Origin of the sequence: Streptomyces sp. NPDC006261 (assembly GCF_040613515.1) — a bacterium.
Taxonomy (GTDB): Bacteria; Actinomycetota; Actinomycetes; order Streptomycetales; family Streptomycetaceae; genus Streptomyces.
The window spans coordinates 1-15,633 of sequence record NZ_JBEXSI010000054.1 but is presented as its reverse complement, the minus strand read 5'-3'; the positions used below and the strand labels follow the sequence as shown (position 1 = coordinate 15,633).

Genomic DNA, 15,633 nt, shown 5'->3' with positions numbered 1-15,633 from the left:
GCCCTATCCTGCCGGGTCCACCCCGGCGAGGTCGACCGCCGAGTTGACCAGCCCGATATGGCTGAACGCCTGGGGGAAGTTGCCCAGCTGCCGCCCGGCCGCGACGTCGTACTCCTCGGCCAGCAGCCCCACGTCGCTGCGGAGTTCCAGCAGATGCTCGAACAGCTCCCGCGCCTCGTCGGGCCTGCCGATCCGCTGCAAGGCGTCCACCAGCCAGAACGAGCAGGCGAGGAAGGCCCCCTCGTCGCCGGGCAGTCCGTCGACGGAGACGCCCTCGGTGCTGTAGCGGCGGACCAGTCCGTCGCTGCCCAGCTCGTCGCGGACCGCGTCGACCGTGCCGATGACCCGGGGGTCGTCGGGCGGCAGGAACCCGGTCCGCACGATGAGCAGCGTGGCCGCGTCCAGCTCCTTGGACCCGTAGGACTGGGTGAAGGTGTTCCGGACGGGGTCGTACCCCTTCTCGCAGACCTCGGCGTGCACGGCGTCCCGCATCGCCCGCCAGCGGTCCGCGTCTCCGGGCAGCTCGGGGTTCTCCTCCAGCGAGCACACCGCCCGGTCGGCGGCGACCCAGGCCATCACCTTGGAGTGCACGAAGTGACGCCGAGCGCCGCGGATCTCCCACAGCCCCTCGTCCGGCTCACGCCACGACGCCTCCAGGAAGCCGAGCAGGCTGAGCTGGAGGTTCCAGGCGTGCGGCTTGTCGTCCAGACCGGCGACCCGGGCGAGCCGGAGCGCGTCGATGACCTCGCCGTACACGTCCAGCTGGCGCTGGCGGACCGCCGCGTTGCCGGTGCGCACCGGGCGGGAGTTCTCGTACCCGGCGAGCCAGGGCAGCTCCATCTCGGGGAGCCGGCGCTCGCCCGCGAGGCCGTACATGATCTGGAGGTCCGCCGGATCCCCGGCCACGGCCCGCAGCAGCCAGTCGCGCCAGGCCTCCGCCTCCTCCAGATAGCCGGCCGAGACCATCACCCCGAGGGTCAGGGTGGCGTCCCGCAGCCAGCAGAAGCGGTAGTCCCAGTTCCGTACGCCACCGATCTCCTCCGGCAACGAGGTGGTCGGGGCCGCCACGATGCCGCCCGTCGGGGCGTACGTCAGCGCCTTCAAGGTGATCAGCGAGCGCAGCACGGCCTCCCGGTACGGGCCCTCGTAGGTGCACCTGCCGGTCCACTTCGCCCAGTCGTGCAGGGTGTGCTTCAGCGCCTTGTACGGGTCGATCAGCTTCGGCCGCTGCGAGTGCGAGGGGTGCCAGGTGAGGACGAACGCCACGCTCTCGCCCTCGGTGACGGTGAACGAGGAGCAGGTGCTGAACTGCTGGCCCCACGTCTTGACCGGCGGTTCGCTGCGCAGCCAGACGGAGTCGGGGCCGGCGACCGCGACCCGGTGGCCGTGCGACCGGCGTACCCAGGGCACCACCGATCCGAAGTCGAAGCGCAGCCGCAGGACGGAGCTCATGTCGACGCTGCCGCTGACGCCCTCGACGATCCGCATCACATCGGGCGACCTGTCGCGCTGCGGCATGAAGTCGATGACCTTGACCGTGCCGGTCCGGGTCTCCCAGTACGTCTCCAGGACCAGCGAATCACCCGCGTAGCCCCGCCGGGTGCAGGTGTCCGTGGGCCCGGCGCCCTGCGGGGCGATGCGCCAGTGGCCGTTCTCCTCGGTGCCGAGCAGGGCGGCGAAGCAGGCGCCGGAGTCGAAGCGGGGCAGGCAGAGCCAGTCGATCGAACCGTTCCTGCCGACGAGCGCGGCGGTCTGGAGATCGCCGATCAGGGCGTAGTCCTCGATGCGTGGGGTCACGCTCTGGCGTGTTCCCGAACCGGACCCCCGTCAACCAGCCGGTCGGTGTGCCGGAGCTCTCAGAACCTGTGGACCGCGGGGCTCTCAGGCGCTCGCGGGTTCCGGCCGCCCGGCGGCGTCGGCCGGTTCGCCCTTCGCGGCGGCCTCCTCGCGGTCACGCTTCTCCCGCCGTACGAGGATGATCCAGCCGACCGGGACGGCGGCGACGAACAGCCACCACTGGACGGCGTACGCCATGTGCGCGCCGATGGAGCTGTCGTCGGGGTCGGGGATCTGCTCGGGCAGCCCGCCCGAGGGCTGCGGGGCGGTCTGCTCGATGTAGCCGCCGAGGACCTCGCGGGAGAGCAGGTGCGCCTGCTGCTCGCTGTTGATCAGCATCACCTGCCGGTCCGGCAGCCCCACCAGGTCCTTGATGCCGCTGCTGCCGGTCGTCTCGTCCGCCTTCAGCCGCCCGGTGACGGTCACTTCGCCCCGGGGGGCGGGCGGGACGTCCGGGTACGCCGTCTGGTTCGGCGCGGCGGGGACCCAGCCCCGGTTGACCAGGACGGTGCCCCCGTCCCTCAGGTCCAGCGGGGTCAGCACGTGCACGCCGATCCGGTCGTCCTCCGAGGTACGCCGGCGGACCACCACCTCGTGCTCGGTGTCGAACGTGCCCGTCGCGGTCACCGCCCGCCAGTAGTCGGCGCGCGGGACGGTGTGCCCGGGGGAGGTGAGATCGGTGACCGGGGCCGGATCGGCCTGGAGGTTCCGCGAGATCAGCTCGTTCTGCGCGACCCGGTGCTGATGCCGGTGCAACTGCCAGAAACCCAGCTCGACCATGGTCGGCATCAGGACGAGAGCCAGCAGGGTGAGGATCACCCACTGCCGGGTCAACAGGAAGCGGTACACCCCATGACCGTACAGCCGGGGCCATGGGGTGCGGCACTCAGGGGTGGCGCCGGGCCTCCCCGACGCTGGGGCGATCCGTCACACTTTGTCCACGATGCCCGCCTTCCCCTCGGCGCGGGCGCAGTGGGCGCCGCAGTACCAGTGCCCGTCGGCCTCGACGCCCTGCCCGATCACCTGGACCCGGCAGTGCTCGCAGATCGGCGCCATGCGGTGGATGGCGCAGGAGAAGCAGTCGAAGACGTGCACCGCGCCCTGCGCGTGCACCTCGAAGGACATGCCGTAGTCGTTTCCGCAAACCTCACAACGTGCCATGCGCCACAGGGTGGGACGCCCGGCCCCGACGGGCGAGCGGACTCCGGGCGAGTCGCGCCCGGTTCACTCCGATGACGGCGGCGGCGCCTGGTGCGGGAGGACCGCCCCGTCGGCGGGCGCCACATCGCGCAGCAGATGGGTGAAGGCGCTCTCCTCCAGGATCGGCGTGCCGAACGACTTCGCCTTCTGCGTCTTGGACGTCGCCGCGTCCGGGTCGTTGGTCACCAGCAGGCTGGTCAGCCGCGACACGCTGGTCGCCACATGGAGCCCCGCCTCCACCGCCCGGTCCTCAAGCAGTTCCCGGTCGATCGAGGTGTCCCCGGAGAACGCCACCCGCATCCCCTGCTTGAGCGGCTTCTCCTTCTCGTACCGCCCCGGATTGGGATACGGGCAGGCCGGTCGCTTCCGCGAGGGCCGCCAGCTGTTCGGCTGCCTCGAGGGCTGATACCCGACGCGCGGGGCGACGGGGGAGTCGGACCACTCGGTCAGCGGCCGGCACTCGAGCAACGGCAGCCGCACGCCGCCCCGGGCCGCAGCGTGCAGACTCGGCCGGAACGCCTCGGCCAGCACCCGGGCGTCGTCCAGGGCGTGGTGGGCGTGCTGCTGAACGACGCCGAAGTGAGCGGCGAGGGAGGCCAGCTTGTGGTTGGGCAGCGGCAGCCGCAGCTCCTTGGCGAGCGCGATCGTGCAGAGCCGCTGGGCGACCGGGGCGATCACCGAGGCCCGGGCGTACTCCCGGGCGATCATCGACCAGTCGAACGCCGCGTTGTGCGCGACGAGCACCCGGTCCGCGAGCCGCGCCGACAGTTCGGCGGCGACCTCGGGGAAGAGCGGCGCGCCTTCCAGCACGTCGCTCGTCAGCCCGTGGATCCAGACGGGACCGGGGTCCCGCTCCGGGTTCACCAGCGTGTACCAGTGGTCCTCGACATCGCCCAGGGCGTCGAGCCGGTAGACGGCGGCGGACACTATCCGGTCGTCGCGGGCGAGGCCGGTGGTCTCCACGTCGACGACCGCGTACCCCTGGGGGTAGGCGGTCGGCCATGGTGCGGCTGTCTGGCGGTCGTCGAGCATGGTCACAGAGAATACGGGCCGCGACTGACAGTCCCCTATTCGGCCGGGACGGACGAGGGCGGAGAGCGGGGGCTCAGTAGACGCGGACGACGTGCTCGGGAGGGAAGAGCCCGGTTCCGGTGGCCTTGGTGCCGTAGCCCAGATGGATGATCAGGTTGTCGCAGCCGGCGAGTGGGGTGAGGTCGAAGGGCTCCCCGCCGTAGAGGGCGAGCCCTTCGAGGGACGGCAGTTCGGTGAGCGGGGCGAGGTCGGGGGCCGTGTCGCCCGGGAACAGGAGGAGTTCCCGCAGCGAGGTCAGCGGCGCTGTCAGCCGCAGATCGAGATCGGGTACGGCGAAGAGGCGCAGGCTCTCCAGTCCGTGCAGGGCCGGCATGCCGTTGAGCTGTCGGAGATGGGTCGCGCCGTACAGGGCCAGCGCCCGCAGGCTCGTCCAGCGCTCCAGGCCCTCCAGACTCATGTACCGGGTCTCGCTCATCAGCTCGAGTCCGGTCACCTGCTCGCAGACGGGGAGTGCGCCGATGTGCTCGACGAGGAAGGGGTGGCCGAGCCCCAGGTACCGCAGATCCGGCATGTCCGTGAGGGGCGACGGGTCGAGCGACGGGTGGAGTTCGACCAGGGAGAGCCATTCCAGTCCCGGCCGTGCCAGCGGTGCGATGCTCCGGATCTGCGGGCAGTTGCTCAGGCCGATCTTGCGCAGCCGCTCCATCGCGGCGAGCGGGGCCACGTCCACGATCCGTCGGTTGCCGTAGACGAAGAGCTGTTCCACCTCCGGCCGGGAGGTCACCCGCGACAGATCCGGGTGATCGCCCGTCAGCTGTACGTTGTGCAGGCGCGGGATGTGGCGCAGCGCGGAGAGCTGGGCGTCGGTCTTCACCAGCGCGTGCGCGTCGTCCCAGGTACGGACGGCCATCATCTCCTGCGCGTAGAGCTCCGCGTCGAAGCTCTCCCAGGCCGTCGACACCGCCTTCGCGACCCAGCCCCGCTCGTCGTCGCGGAACTGTTTGACCAGCTCGTACGCCGCGTCGCCGCCCACTGCGGCTGCCGTCCGCACCACGGCCGAAGCGTGCGGTTCCGCCAGTCCCTCGACCATCGACGACAGCAGTTCCAGCGCGAGTTCGCCCACCTCGGCCAGTTCGTGGATGCTCTGGTCGCTGTCCGGCGGCAGGAGCCATGCCGTCCGCGCCTCCACCCTCGTCCGTATCCCCGGATCCAGCTCCGGCGCATGGGCCAGGCTCGCCGCCGCCAGCAGGATCAGCCGGTGTCCGTGCTCCGGCTCCGCGTCCGCCCGCCTCAGCAAGGACGTCAGCAGCGACGCCCGCTCGTCCAGCCGCGCGTGCCCCACCGCCATCTGCACCACGTCGTCCCACTGGTCCTCATGCGCGTGGCGGACCAGGACGCCGAAGTCGCGGGCCTCCACCGCGGCCTTCGCGCCCAGGTAGTCCTGGAACGTCCGGTGGACGAACCCCACCGCGCCCGGGGCGGGTTCGCGGAGGAGGCCGCTGCGGTTGAGGAGGTGGGCGAAGACCTGGCCGGGAGTGCCCCGGACCTGGGACATGGCGTGCATCCAGTCGGCGACCAGGTCCACCACCTCGTCCTGCCGAGCCTCCGCCAGGTCGTTGCGGATCAGCCAGTACGCGAGGCGTTGCAGGAGGGCCGTCTGCTCCTCGCGGGTCAGGTCGACACCCTCCACCCCGACGATCTCGCGCTCCGAGTCGCGCCGCACCAGCAGCATGTCGAGCGCCGCGTCGTACAGCTCCTTGCGCGCCCGCGGCAGCTGCATCCGGCGGTCCCGGTTCAACGCGCAGAGCAGGGCGCACATCAGCGGGTTCGTCGCCAGTACCCCCAGATCCCGGCGGGTCCCGACCGCGCGGCGCAGCGCGTTGTCGTAACGGTCGAGCTCGGCGCGCTCCTCGTCGGACCGGCACTCCGAGCGGGCCGCCCGGTGCCAGTGGCCGAGGAAGGAGCGGACGTCCTCCTGGCTCATCGCCAGCAGCGTGTGCGGCGCGAACCCGGAGCCCGAGAGCCAGCTCTCCGGGACCGCCGAGGGACGGGTCGTCACCACGTACCTGGCCCGGGGGTAGGCGGCTATCAGGTCCTTCAGCCAGCGCTCGGTGCGTTTGCGCAGCCGGTCCGGGACCTCGTCGACCCCGTCGACCAGGACCAGCGCCCGGCCCTCCAGCAGCAATCGGTCGGCCCAGCCGGCCGGGGCCGAGCCGTGCAGCGGGACTCCGGCCGCGCGGAGGAACTCGGCGGGGGAGGGCAGCGACTCGTGGGCAGTGAAGGCGCGCAGGCGCAGGACGAAGGGGACGCAACGGTTCCAGTCCGCCAGCTCGCTGCCGAACGTCTGCCGGGCGGCGTTCAGCGCCAGCCACTGCACCAGCGTGCTCTTGCCGGAACCGGCCGGACCGCGCAGCAGCAGCCGGTCCCGCTCGCCGAGGGCCTGCTCGACCCGGACGGTGGTCCGGACCGGGTGATCCAGACCGCGCCGGTCGGTCATCTCGTAACCACCGCTGACCGAGAGGCTGATGTAGGCCGTCTCCAGCGGCCACTCGCCCGCCGACCTGCCGAGCGTCAGCCCGAAGAGGCCCATCCGGCTGTTGGCCGTCGCCACGAACTCGGCGTACCGCCGCTCGAACTCCAGGTCCGCCGCGTCCGGGCGCGGGCCGACCCGGTCCCGTACGTCCTCCACCAGCTCCCGCGTCCGCCCCGCCGCCCGGACCTGTTCCACTGCCGCCCGGGCCGCGAACGACGGGTGGGCGGTCAGCTGCTCCACCAGATGCGCGCAGCAGCGGCCGAGGAGGTCCTCGTACAGCTCGCACGCACGCTCCGAGAGCCCGGCGGCGGGGGCCGACAGCTCCGCGCGCAGCCGGCCGGGGTCCAGTTCCAGGGCGAACAGCCGCTCGACGGCCAGGTCGCCCGCCGCCGCGAACGTGTCCTGTACGGAGGCGAGCGCGGCGAGCCGCTCATGCTCGGGGAGGTCCGCGTAGGAGCCGCTCGTGCGTCCCGCGAGTACCCTCGCCAGCCGGTCCGGCTTCGCGGGGCGGGGGAGCGGGCGGACCGGGTCCGGGACCAGGCCCGCACCCGGCCTGGGGGTCAGTAACGCCCTGGTGGCCGCTCCGATCACTGTCGTGGCGAGCCGAATCATGGCAACTTCCGTACCGGACACGAGCGTTCCTCCCCCTCGATGACGCGCGCTCCATAAATCCTACGGCCGGCCCCCTTGGCGGAAGGTGCCAAAGACTGCTGACAACAGATCTCGCATACTTGTGGGTAACAACGTCTAGCCCTCGCCGACCGGCGGCCCTACGGTGCTCGCATGGAGCCGAACCTGCCCGATGTCGTGCTGTGGTCAATACCGGCCTTCGTGCTGCTCACCGTGATTGAGATGGTCAGCTACCGCTTCCACCCGGACGAGGACGCCGCCGGGTACGACACCAAGGACGCCGCCACCAGCCTCACCATGGGCCTCGGCAGCCTCGGTTTCGACCTGCTGTGGAAGGTCCCCATCCTGGCCATCTACATGGGCGTCTACGAGCTGACGCCGCTGCGGGTGCCCGTGCTGTGGTGGACGGTCCTGCTGATGCTCCTGGCCCAGGACTTCTTCTACTACTGGTCCCACCGCGGCCACCACGTCATCCGGATCCTGTGGGCGTGCCACGTGGTCCACCACTCCAGCCGGAAGTTCAACCTCACCACCGCGCTGCGCCAGCCCTGGACCTCCGCCACCGTCTGGCCCTTCTACCTGCCGCTGATCGCCTGCGGGGTGCACCCGGCGGCGCTCGCCTTCTGCCAGTCGGCCAACCTCGTCTACCAGTTCTGGGTCCACACCGAACGCGTCGGCAAGCTCCCGCGCCCCTTCGAGTACGTCCTGAACACGCCCTCCCACCACCGCGTCCACCACGCCTCGCAGGGCAGCTACCTGGACCGCAACTACGGCGGCATCCTGATCATCTGGGACCGGATGTTCGGGTCCTTCGCGGCCGAGACCGAGCGGCCGGTCTACGGGCTCACCAAGAACATCGCCACCCACAACCCGCTGCGCGTGGCCACCCACGAGTACGCCGCCATCGCCCGGGACGTCCGGGCCGCCGGGAGCTGGAGCGAGCGCGCCGGGCGGGTCTTCCGGGGGCCTGGCTGGCAGCCCGCCCCGGGGCCGGGGGAGGGGGCCGCACGGCCCGTCGAAGCAGTCGTGCCCGTACCCGCTCCCGTACCTGTCGAAGTGGCCGAGCCCGTAGGCGCCGAAGCCGCCGCCCCTGCCCCCGAACACACCCGATGAGCGCCACCGCGTCCCGCCCCGCCCGGCCGGACGGCGCCGGAGGCCTGGGGACGGCAGGCGCCGGGCGGTTCGCGCGGCCCCTCCTCGGTGCCTTCCTCCTCGCCGCCGCCGTCGACCTGGCCGGGCTCCTCGCCGGACTCGACACCGTCCACCTGGTGGCCAAGCCGCTCCTGATGCCGCTGCTCGCCGCGTACGCCGCCGTCCGGGGCGGGCCCCGGCTGCTCATCGCCGCCCTGCTGTCCGGGTGGGGCGGTGATGTGTTCCTCCTCGCCGGCAACGACCTGGCGTTCCTCCTCGGAATGGGCTGCTTCGCCGTCGGCCATGCCTGCTACCTGACGTTGTTCGGCCGGGACCGGGCCCCCGCGCAGGTGGTCACGGCGATCGGTTACGCCGTCGTGCTCGTCGTCTTCCTCGTCCTGATCTGGCCGGACCTCCCGGCCGAACTGCGTGCGCCGCTGACCGGCTACAGCCTGCTGCTCACCGCGATGGCCTGGCGAGCCGGTGCCCTCGGCCGGTACGCGGCGGCGGGCGGGGCGCTCTTCCTGCTCTCCGACGCCCTCATCGCCACCGGCATCGCCGAGTGGCCCCGGCTGCCCGTCCCCGACTTCTGGGTGATGCTCACCTACATCGCCGCGCAACTCCTGCTGTCCCTCGGAGTGCTCACCGCCAAGAGCGAAGGCGCGAAGGGCCGGCGAGGGTGACGGACGGCTGAGGCGCGTACGGCGAGGAGGGCCCCGGGGCGGTTCCCCGGGGCCCTCCTTCCTGCTCGGCCACGCGCCTACCGGCGGACCGCGTCCAGCGCGTCGACCACTCCGGCCCCGTAGAAGCCGTTGTAGCTCTTGCCGCCCTCGCAGACCGCGTCGATGACCCCGTCACCGTTGTAGTCGTACGGCTCGCCGCACGCCTTAGCGTCCGCCTGGAGGCCCAGCAGCACCTTCACCGCGGCCGGTGAGGCGTGGGCGTGGCGGGACTTGATCAGGGCCACGACGCCCGCGACGTGCGGGGAGGCCATCGACGTACCGGCCTTGTAGCCGAACTTGCCGCCGGGCAGCGTGGAGAGGATCAGCCCGTTGACGGCCGGCGGCTCCGGGGTCTGGTAGACCGTCGAGTCACCGCCGGGGGCGGCGACGTCGATGACGCCCTTGCCGTAGTTCGAGTACGAGGACTTGAGGCCCTTGGCGCCCGTCGCGGAGACCGTCACGACGCCCGGCAGCATGGTCGGGATGTCGGGGCAGACCCGGGGGTCGATCGTCCGGGTGACCGGCTCGGTGTCGTTCGGGCTGGTCCGGTCCTCGATCGTGCGGGAGGACAGGTCATGGCGGGCGTTGCCCGCCGCGGCGACGTTGACCGTGCCCTTGCGCTCGGCGTACTTGATGGCGCGGGTGAGCGACTCGACCAGCGCGCCCTGGTCCGGGTCGTTCTTGCAGGCGAACAGCCACGGGTCGGTGTAGTAGCTGTTGTTCGTGACGTCGACGCCGTGTTCGGCCGCCCACAGGAAGCCGCAGACGACGGCCTCGGTGTAGAAGAAGCCCTCCGGGGTGGAGACCTTGATGCCGGAGACCTTCACGCCCGGCGCCACCCCCGTCACGCCGAAGCCGTTCTTCGCCGCGGCGATGGTGCCCGCCACATGCGTGCCGTGGTCGCTCTCGCCCGCCGCCGGTCGCCAGGAGCCGGCGGTGGTGTCCGGAGCGCCTGTGACGCAGTTCGCGGAGGCGGCCCGGTCGAAGTTGGGCGCCAGGTCCGGGTGGGTGTCGTCCACGCCCGTGTCGATGACGGCGACGGTCACCTTCTTCGAGCCGAGCGACTTCTGGTGCGCCTTGTCCGCCTTGATCGCGGGCAGCGACCACTGCAGCGGCTCCAGCGGGTCCTCCCCGGCCGTCGCCTGTGCGGCTGCCGCCGCCGCCTGGGCCTCGGTCAGCGGCTGCGCTATGGCGCCGACGTCCTTGGTGGCCTGCGGCACGATCGGGTTGGTCCGGGTCGCACCCGCCGATTCCACGCCCCGTACGCGCCGAATCGTTTCCCCGAAGGCCGGGTTCTGCGAGTGGGCGACGACGACGCCGATCTGGTCATAGGCGATGACGACCGTGCCGCCGGCCTGGGTGATGGCCTTCTTCACCTGCTGGACGGCGGTGCGGCCGCTGCCGGTGTTGACGACGTAACTCAGCTTCGGTCCGTCGGTCCGCGGGGTCGCGGTGGCCGGCGCGCCGGTGGGCGCCGCCGTGGCCGACGCCGTCGGCAGGAAGCCGAGCGAGGCGACGAGCGCGAGTCCGACGGGCAGCGCGAGTGCGCGAGTCCGTCTCGATGCCAGATGAGCCATGGGTTCTCCACATCATCCGTGCCGGTCGACCGGACACCTGGCGTGTTCGGTCGCGTACATGACGAGTGAAGCTATCGCTGATCTTCCCGGCACATCAACGATTTGGGGCAAGTGAGTTCGAAGAGTGCACCTGCGCGGCCGGATGTGTACGGGCGACTTCAGGTCCCCGGGGCGGATGGACTTCCGGTCACCGGGACGAGGCCGAGAAGGCGAAAGATCCGGTGAACCGCTTCGTCACGCCCTCCGTGCCGTTGTCCAGGAGGCACATCACCGTCCCCCGGGATCGAGGCCTCCCTATGACACCCACCGTCCCCCAGATCACCGCACCCGCGTCGCGAGGAGATTCCGTGGCTACCGATGCACCGCCGCCCGAGGGCCGTTATGACACCGGCCCGGCCCAGCCCACCACCGAGGCGTTCAACGCGGTGCAGGCGAGTGCCGAGTTCGCCGACCTGCGCCGCTCGTTCCGCTCCTTCGCCTTCCCGCTCACCGTCGCCTTCGTGACCTGGTACCTGCTCTACGTCCTGCTCTGCAACTACGCGGGCGGCTTCATGAGCATCAAGGTCGCCGGCAACATCAACATGGCGCTCGTCCTCGGCCTCTCCCAGTTCGCCACCACCTTCCTCATCGCCTGGCTGTACTCCCGGCACGCCGCCACCAAGCTCGACCCGAAGGCCGAAGCGATCAAGTCCCGTATGGAGGCCGACGTATGAGCGCCGCCCACACCCTTCATCCGGCCGTCCAGCTCGCCGCCACCGAAGGAGCGAGCGAGCACCGGCCGCTGATCATCACCCTGTTCGCCGCGTTCGTCGTGGCGACCCTCTTCATCACCGTGTGGGCGGGTCGCCAGACCAAGAGCGCCTCGGACTTCTACGCGGGCGGCCGCCAGTTCACCGGATTCCAGAACGGGCTCGCGGTCTCCGGCGACTACATGTCCGCGGCGTCCTTCCTCGGCATCGCGGGCGCCATCGCCCTCTTCGGATACGACGGGTTCCTCTACTCCATCGGTTTCCTCGTCGCCTGGCTCGTCGCCCTGCTCCTGGTCGCCGAACCGCTGCGCAACTCCGGCCGCTACACCATGGGCGACGTCCTCGCCTACCGGATGCGCCAGCGCCCCGTCCGTACCGCCGCCGGTACGTCCACCATCGTCGTCTCGATCTTCTACCTGCTGGCCCAGATGGCCGGTGCCGGCGTCCTCGTCTCGCTGCTCCTCGGCATCACCAGCGACTTCGGGAAGATCGTCATCGTCGCCCTGGTCGGCGTGCTCATGATCCTCTACGTCACCATCGGCGGCATGAAGGGCACCACCTGGGTGCAGATGGTCAAGGCCGTCCTGCTCATCGCGGGCACCCTGCTCATCACCTTCCTGATCCTGCTGAAGTTCAACTTCAACATCTCCGACCTGCTCGGCACCGCCGCCAGCAACAGCGGCAAGGGCGCCGCCTTCCTGGAGCCCGGTCTGAAGTACGGCGCCACCGGCGTCTCGAAGCTGGACTTCATCTCCCTCGGCATCGCCCTGGTCCTCGGCACCGCGGGCCTGCCGCACATCCTGATCCGCTTCTACACCGTGCCCACCGCCAAGGCCGCCCGCAAGTCCGTGAACTGGGCGATCGGCATCATCGGCGCCTTCTACCTGATGACCATCGTGCTCGGCTTCGGCGCCGCGGCGATCCTCAAGCCCGGCGACATCATCGCCTCCAACAAGGCGGGCAACACGGCGGCGCCACTCGCCGCCCTCGAGATCGGCGGCGGCTCCGGGTCCACCGGCGGCGCCATCCTCCTCGCGGTGATCTCCGCCGTGGCCTTCGCGACCATCCTCGCCGTCGTCGCCGGACTCACCCTCGCGTCCTCCTCGTCCTTCGCGCACGACATCTACGCCAACGTGATCCGCAAGGGGAAGGCCACCGAGAAGGAGGAGGTCCGCGCCGCACGCTGGGCCACCGTCGCCATCGGCGTCGTCTCCATCGGGCTGGGCGCCCTGGCCCGTGACCTCAACGTGGCGGGCCTGGTGGCCCTCGCCTTCGCGGTCGCCGCCTCCGCCAACCTGCCGACGATCCTCTACAGCCTCTTCTGGAAGCGGTTCACCACCCAGGGGGCCCTCTGGTCCATCTACGGCGGCCTCGCCTCCTCCGTCCTGCTGGTGCTCTTCTCGCCGGTCGTCTCCTCGAAGCCGACCTCGATGTTCCCGAGCGTCGACTTCGCCTGGTTCCCGCTGGAGAACCCCGGCCTGATCTCGATCCCGCTCGGCTTCCTGCTCGGCTGGGCCGGCTCGCTGCTCTCCAAGGAGAAGCCCGACACGGACAAGTACGCCGAGCTGGAGGTCAAGTCCCTCACCGGCACCGGAGCGCACTGAGAGAAGGAATTCACCGAGCCGTTCGGTGCAGCACCCACCCCCTGGTCCGGGCCGCGTCGTAGAGTCCTACGACGCGGCCCGGCCGCACCTCGTGGCAAACGGGCCCGCGCGATGTCACAGGTCTCACGTAGGCTCGGAAGAGTCAGAAACCACGACACCGAAGGGGGGAGGAGAGCCATCGTGCTCATCGACACCTATGACAGGGTCGCCACCGACCTGCGCGTGTCACTGACCGACAAGTGCAATCTGCGGTGCACCTACTGCATGCCGGAAGAGGGCCTGCAGTGGCTCGGCAAGAGCGAGCTGCTCTCGGACGACGAGATCGTGCGCCTGATCCGCATCGCGGTCACCACGCTCGGCATCACCGAGGTCCGCTTCACCGGCGGGGAGCCCCTGCTCCGCCCCGGCCTCGTCTCCATCGTCGAGCAGTGCGCCGCACTCACCCCGCGCCCCCGCATGTCCCTCACGACCAACGGCATCGGACTCAAGCGGACCGCCGCGGCCCTCAAGGCCGCGGGCCTCGACCGGGTCAACGTCTCCCTGGACACCCTGCGCCCCGACGTCTTCAAGACCCTCACCCGCCGTGACCGCCACAAGGACGTCCTGGAGGGGCTCCAAGCCGCCCGCGAGGCCGGTCTCACCCCGGTGAAGGTCAACACCGTCCTGATGCCGGGACTCAACGACGACGAGGCCCCCGAGCTGCTGGCCTGGGCCGTCGCCAACGAGTACGAGCTCCGCTTCATCGAGCAGATGCCCCTGGACGCCCAGCACGGCTGGAAGCGCGACGGCATGATCACCGCCGGTGACATCCTCACATCGCTGCGCACCCGCTTCACCCTCACCGCCGAGGACGACGAGGCCCGCGGCTCCGCCCCCGCCGAGCGCTGGACCGTCGACGGCGGCCCGCACCGCGTCGGCGTGATCGCCTCGGTCACCCGCCCGTTCTGCCGCGCCTGCGACCGCACCCGGCTCACCGCCGACGGACAGATCCGCACCTGCCTCTTCGCCCGGGAGGAGACGGACCTGCGCTCCGCCCTACGCTCGGACGCACCGGACGCGGAGATCGCCCAGCTCTGGAAGGTCGCCATGTGGGGCAAGAAGGCGGGCTCCGGACTGGACGACCCGTCCTTCCTGCAGCCCGACCGCCCGATGTCGGCGATCGGCGGCTGACGAACCCCGCTAAGCGCTCCCGGACTCCCAGTCGGCAAGCGCCACGACATCCTTCAGGAACCCTCGTACGCCCAGGAACTGCGACAGATGCTCCCGGTGTTCTTCGCAGGCCAGCCAGGTCTTGCGCCGCTCGGGTGTGTGCAGCTTGGGGTTGTTCCAGGCGAGCACCCAGACCGCGTCCGCCCGGCAGCCCTTGGCGGAACAGATCGGGGCACCGGCGGCGCTCTCGGCGGATGTCTCGGGGAAGATCACGGGACCCAGCCTAAGTCAGGTGCTCCGCACGCTGAACGACGCATCCCCGGCCGGGGAAACGGCGACGCCGAGCAGCCACGGGGGGAGCTGCCCGGCGTCGGTCCATCGCTCCGACGGGGGATGCGGAGCGCCTCTGAAGTATGTCACGGGCACCGGGGTGCGGTGCACCGGAACGTCATGATTGATCTGAGCTTTTCCTGAGCTTCGCGGGACGCGCGGGCTCAGTTGTGCTCCTGTGCCGGCGGCACCCGCCCGGCCCGCCCGTCAGGGCCCGCGGACTCGGCGGAACCGGCGGCCGGAGCGGCTTCCACGGCGGGCCGCACCGGTGCGGTGAGATACGCCGACGGCAGCGAAGGGGCGTTCTCCCGGCCCGCGTTGGCGATGACCACCGCCACGTACGGCAGCAGCACCCCCAGTGCGAGCGCCACGATCGCGACATGCCGCTCCACGTTCCACAGCACCGCGGCCAGCACGACCGACACCGTACGCACGGACATCGAGATCACATAGCGTCGCTGTCTGCCGCGCACGTCGTCGGCCAGCCCCTGACGGGCCTCCGTGATCCGGAAGACCTGCACCTCGTCGCTCTTCCGCAGCATGTGTTCCACCACCAGATCTCTGTGCCGGACGCTCCGGGACCGGGCCGCATCCACGGTACGCCCAGCACCCGGCGTACCGGGGGCCGGGGCACGCCCCACCCGTACGGCCCCGCCCGGCGTGCGGCCTGCCGTCGGCCGCCGAAGACTGGCCGGACGCGCACTCCGCGCCGCACGAGGGAGGCGAAATGAGCTGGTTGTGGGCAATCATCGTGGGCCTGGTGCTCGGTGTGATCGCACGGGCGATCCTGCCGGGCAAACAAGACATCCCACTCTGGCTGACGGCCGTCTTCGGCATTCTCGGCAGCATCCTCGGTAACGCCGTTGCCGGCTGGATCGGCGTCGAGGACACCAAGGGCATCGACTGGATCCGCCATCTGCTCCAGTTGATCGGTGCCGTGGTCGTCGTCGGTGTCGGAGACATGGCCTGGCAGTCCATCCGGGGCAACAAGAACAGAACCTGACCCCGGACAGCACAGCGCCGCGGCCGGACACGCCAGGAAACGCGTGCAGATCTCGCCGTTGGGAATGACCTGCTTGTAGTTGTCGCCCGTGTTGTTGGCGTAGACGGCCTTCCACGCGCCGATGGCGTTCGCGTTCT

General features: G+C 70.8%; 14 protein-coding genes. 6 read left to right on the top strand and 8 right to left on the bottom strand.

The genetic code is table 11. From position 1 onward, the window contains the following. Positions 1–3: 3 nt before the first annotated feature. The 5 genes from ABZ154_RS28010 to ABZ154_RS27990 form a co-directional block, all read right to left on the bottom strand. Positions 4–1,797, bottom strand: a complete 1,794-nt coding sequence (locus ABZ154_RS28010) for a glycoside hydrolase family 15 protein (RefSeq protein ID WP_356837101.1) — start codon at positions 1,795–1,797, stop codon at positions 4–6. A gap of 84 nt (positions 1,798–1,881) precedes the next feature. Further along, positions 1,882–2,685, bottom strand: coding sequence for an SURF1 family protein (locus tag ABZ154_RS28005; RefSeq protein ID WP_356837099.1), 804 nt, complete (start codon positions 2,683–2,685; stop codon positions 1,882–1,884). Positions 2,686–2,763: 78 nt separating this feature from the next. Further along, positions 2,764–2,997: a hypothetical protein gene (locus tag ABZ154_RS28000; protein WP_006123591.1), complete on the bottom strand. Its 234-nt coding sequence runs from the start codon at positions 2,995–2,997 to the stop codon at positions 2,764–2,766. A gap of 63 nt (positions 2,998–3,060) precedes the next feature. Next, positions 3,061–4,074, bottom strand: coding sequence for a DEDDh family exonuclease (locus ABZ154_RS27995; RefSeq protein ID WP_356837097.1), 1,014 nt, complete (start codon positions 4,072–4,074; stop codon positions 3,061–3,063). 67 nt (positions 4,075–4,141) lie between these two features. Continuing rightward, the gene (locus ABZ154_RS27990; RefSeq protein ID WP_356837095.1) at positions 4,142–7,213 is read right to left on the bottom strand and encodes an NACHT domain-containing protein; all 3,072 of its coding nucleotides are present in this window, start codon (positions 7,211–7,213) and stop codon (positions 4,142–4,144) included. Between the two features lie 171 nt (positions 7,214–7,384). Here ABZ154_RS27990 and ABZ154_RS27985 point away from each other — a divergent pair, with 171 nt between their 5' ends. Next, positions 7,385–8,344, top strand: a complete 960-nt coding sequence (locus ABZ154_RS27985; RefSeq protein ID WP_356837093.1) for a sterol desaturase family protein — start codon at positions 7,385–7,387, stop codon at positions 8,342–8,344. Continuing rightward, complete coding sequence (locus ABZ154_RS27980) at positions 8,341–9,045, top strand: lysoplasmalogenase (RefSeq protein ID WP_356837091.1); 705 nt, start codon at positions 8,341–8,343, stop codon at positions 9,043–9,045. The genes ABZ154_RS27985 and ABZ154_RS27980 overlap by 4 nt, the downstream gene beginning before the upstream one ends. 77 nt (positions 9,046–9,122) lie before the next feature. Here the strand turns inward: ABZ154_RS27980 and ABZ154_RS27975 are convergent, their stop codons facing one another. Continuing rightward, a complete protein-coding gene (locus tag ABZ154_RS27975; protein ID WP_356837089.1) occupies positions 9,123–10,661 on the bottom strand; it encodes a S8 family serine peptidase in 1,539 nt (512 codons plus the stop codon). Positions 10,662–11,008: 347 nt separating this feature from the next. Here ABZ154_RS27975 and ABZ154_RS27970 point away from each other — a divergent pair, with 347 nt between their 5' ends. The 3 genes from ABZ154_RS27970 to moaA all read left to right on the top strand — a co-directional run bounded on the left by ABZ154_RS27970 (position 11,009) and on the right by moaA (position 14,184). Beyond that, on the top strand, positions 11,009–11,374 hold the full coding sequence (locus ABZ154_RS27970) for a DUF485 domain-containing protein (protein WP_356837087.1): 366 nt from the start codon (positions 11,009–11,011) through the stop codon (positions 11,372–11,374). Beyond that, the gene (locus ABZ154_RS27965) at positions 11,371–13,014 is read left to right on the top strand and encodes a cation acetate symporter (RefSeq protein ID WP_356837085.1); all 1,644 of its coding nucleotides are present in this window, start codon (positions 11,371–11,373) and stop codon (positions 13,012–13,014) included. The genes ABZ154_RS27970 and ABZ154_RS27965 overlap by 4 nt, the downstream gene beginning before the upstream one ends. 180 nt (positions 13,015–13,194) lie before the next feature. Further along, positions 13,195–14,184, top strand: a complete 990-nt coding sequence (moaA, locus tag ABZ154_RS27960) for a GTP 3',8-cyclase MoaA (protein WP_356837083.1) — start codon at positions 13,195–13,197, stop codon at positions 14,182–14,184. Positions 14,185–14,193: 9 nt separating this feature from the next. Here moaA and ABZ154_RS27955 read toward each other — a convergent pair whose 3' ends face one another. Both ABZ154_RS27955 and ABZ154_RS27950 read right to left on the bottom strand, forming a co-directional pair. Then, complete coding sequence (locus tag ABZ154_RS27955) at positions 14,194–14,436, bottom strand: hypothetical protein (protein ID WP_356837081.1); 243 nt, start codon at positions 14,434–14,436, stop codon at positions 14,194–14,196. 221 nt (positions 14,437–14,657) lie between these two features. After that, positions 14,658–15,035 (bottom strand): DUF3099 domain-containing protein, encoded by a 378-nt coding sequence (locus ABZ154_RS27950; protein WP_356837079.1) that lies wholly within the window; start codon positions 15,033–15,035, stop codon positions 14,658–14,660. 185 nt (positions 15,036–15,220) lie between these two features. Between ABZ154_RS27950 and ABZ154_RS27945 the strand changes: the two genes are divergently transcribed. After that, on the top strand, positions 15,221–15,496 hold the full coding sequence (locus ABZ154_RS27945; RefSeq protein ID WP_356837078.1) for a GlsB/YeaQ/YmgE family stress response membrane protein: 276 nt from the start codon (positions 15,221–15,223) through the stop codon (positions 15,494–15,496). The last annotated feature ends 137 nt before the right edge of the window (positions 15,497–15,633 follow it).

What these genes read in the sequence shown, in the direction of transcription:
- ABZ154_RS27980 (WP_356837091.1), top strand. Translation starts at nt 8,341, where the DNA reads ATGAGCGCCACCGCGTCCCGCCCCGCCCGGCCGGACGGCGCCGGAGGC.
- ABZ154_RS27985 (WP_356837093.1), top strand. Translation starts at nt 7,385, where the DNA reads ATGGAGCCGAACCTGCCCGATGTCGTGCTGTGGTCAATACCGGCCTTC.
- ABZ154_RS27950 (WP_356837079.1), bottom strand. Translation starts at nt 15,035, where the DNA reads ATGCTGCGGAAGAGCGACGAGGTGCAGGTCTTCCGGATCACGGAGGCC.
- ABZ154_RS27945 (WP_356837078.1), top strand. Translation starts at nt 15,221, where the DNA reads ATGAGCTGGTTGTGGGCAATCATCGTGGGCCTGGTGCTCGGTGTGATC.
- ABZ154_RS27975 (WP_356837089.1), bottom strand. Translation starts at nt 10,661, where the DNA reads ATGGCTCATCTGGCATCGAGACGGACTCGCGCACTCGCGCTGCCCGTC.
- ABZ154_RS27965 (WP_356837085.1), top strand. Translation starts at nt 11,371, where the DNA reads ATGAGCGCCGCCCACACCCTTCATCCGGCCGTCCAGCTCGCCGCCACC.
- ABZ154_RS27990 (WP_356837095.1), bottom strand. Translation starts at nt 7,213, where the DNA reads ATGATTCGGCTCGCCACGACAGTGATCGGAGCGGCCACCAGGGCGTTA.
- ABZ154_RS28000 (WP_006123591.1), bottom strand. Translation starts at nt 2,997, where the DNA reads ATGGCACGTTGTGAGGTTTGCGGAAACGACTACGGCATGTCCTTCGAG.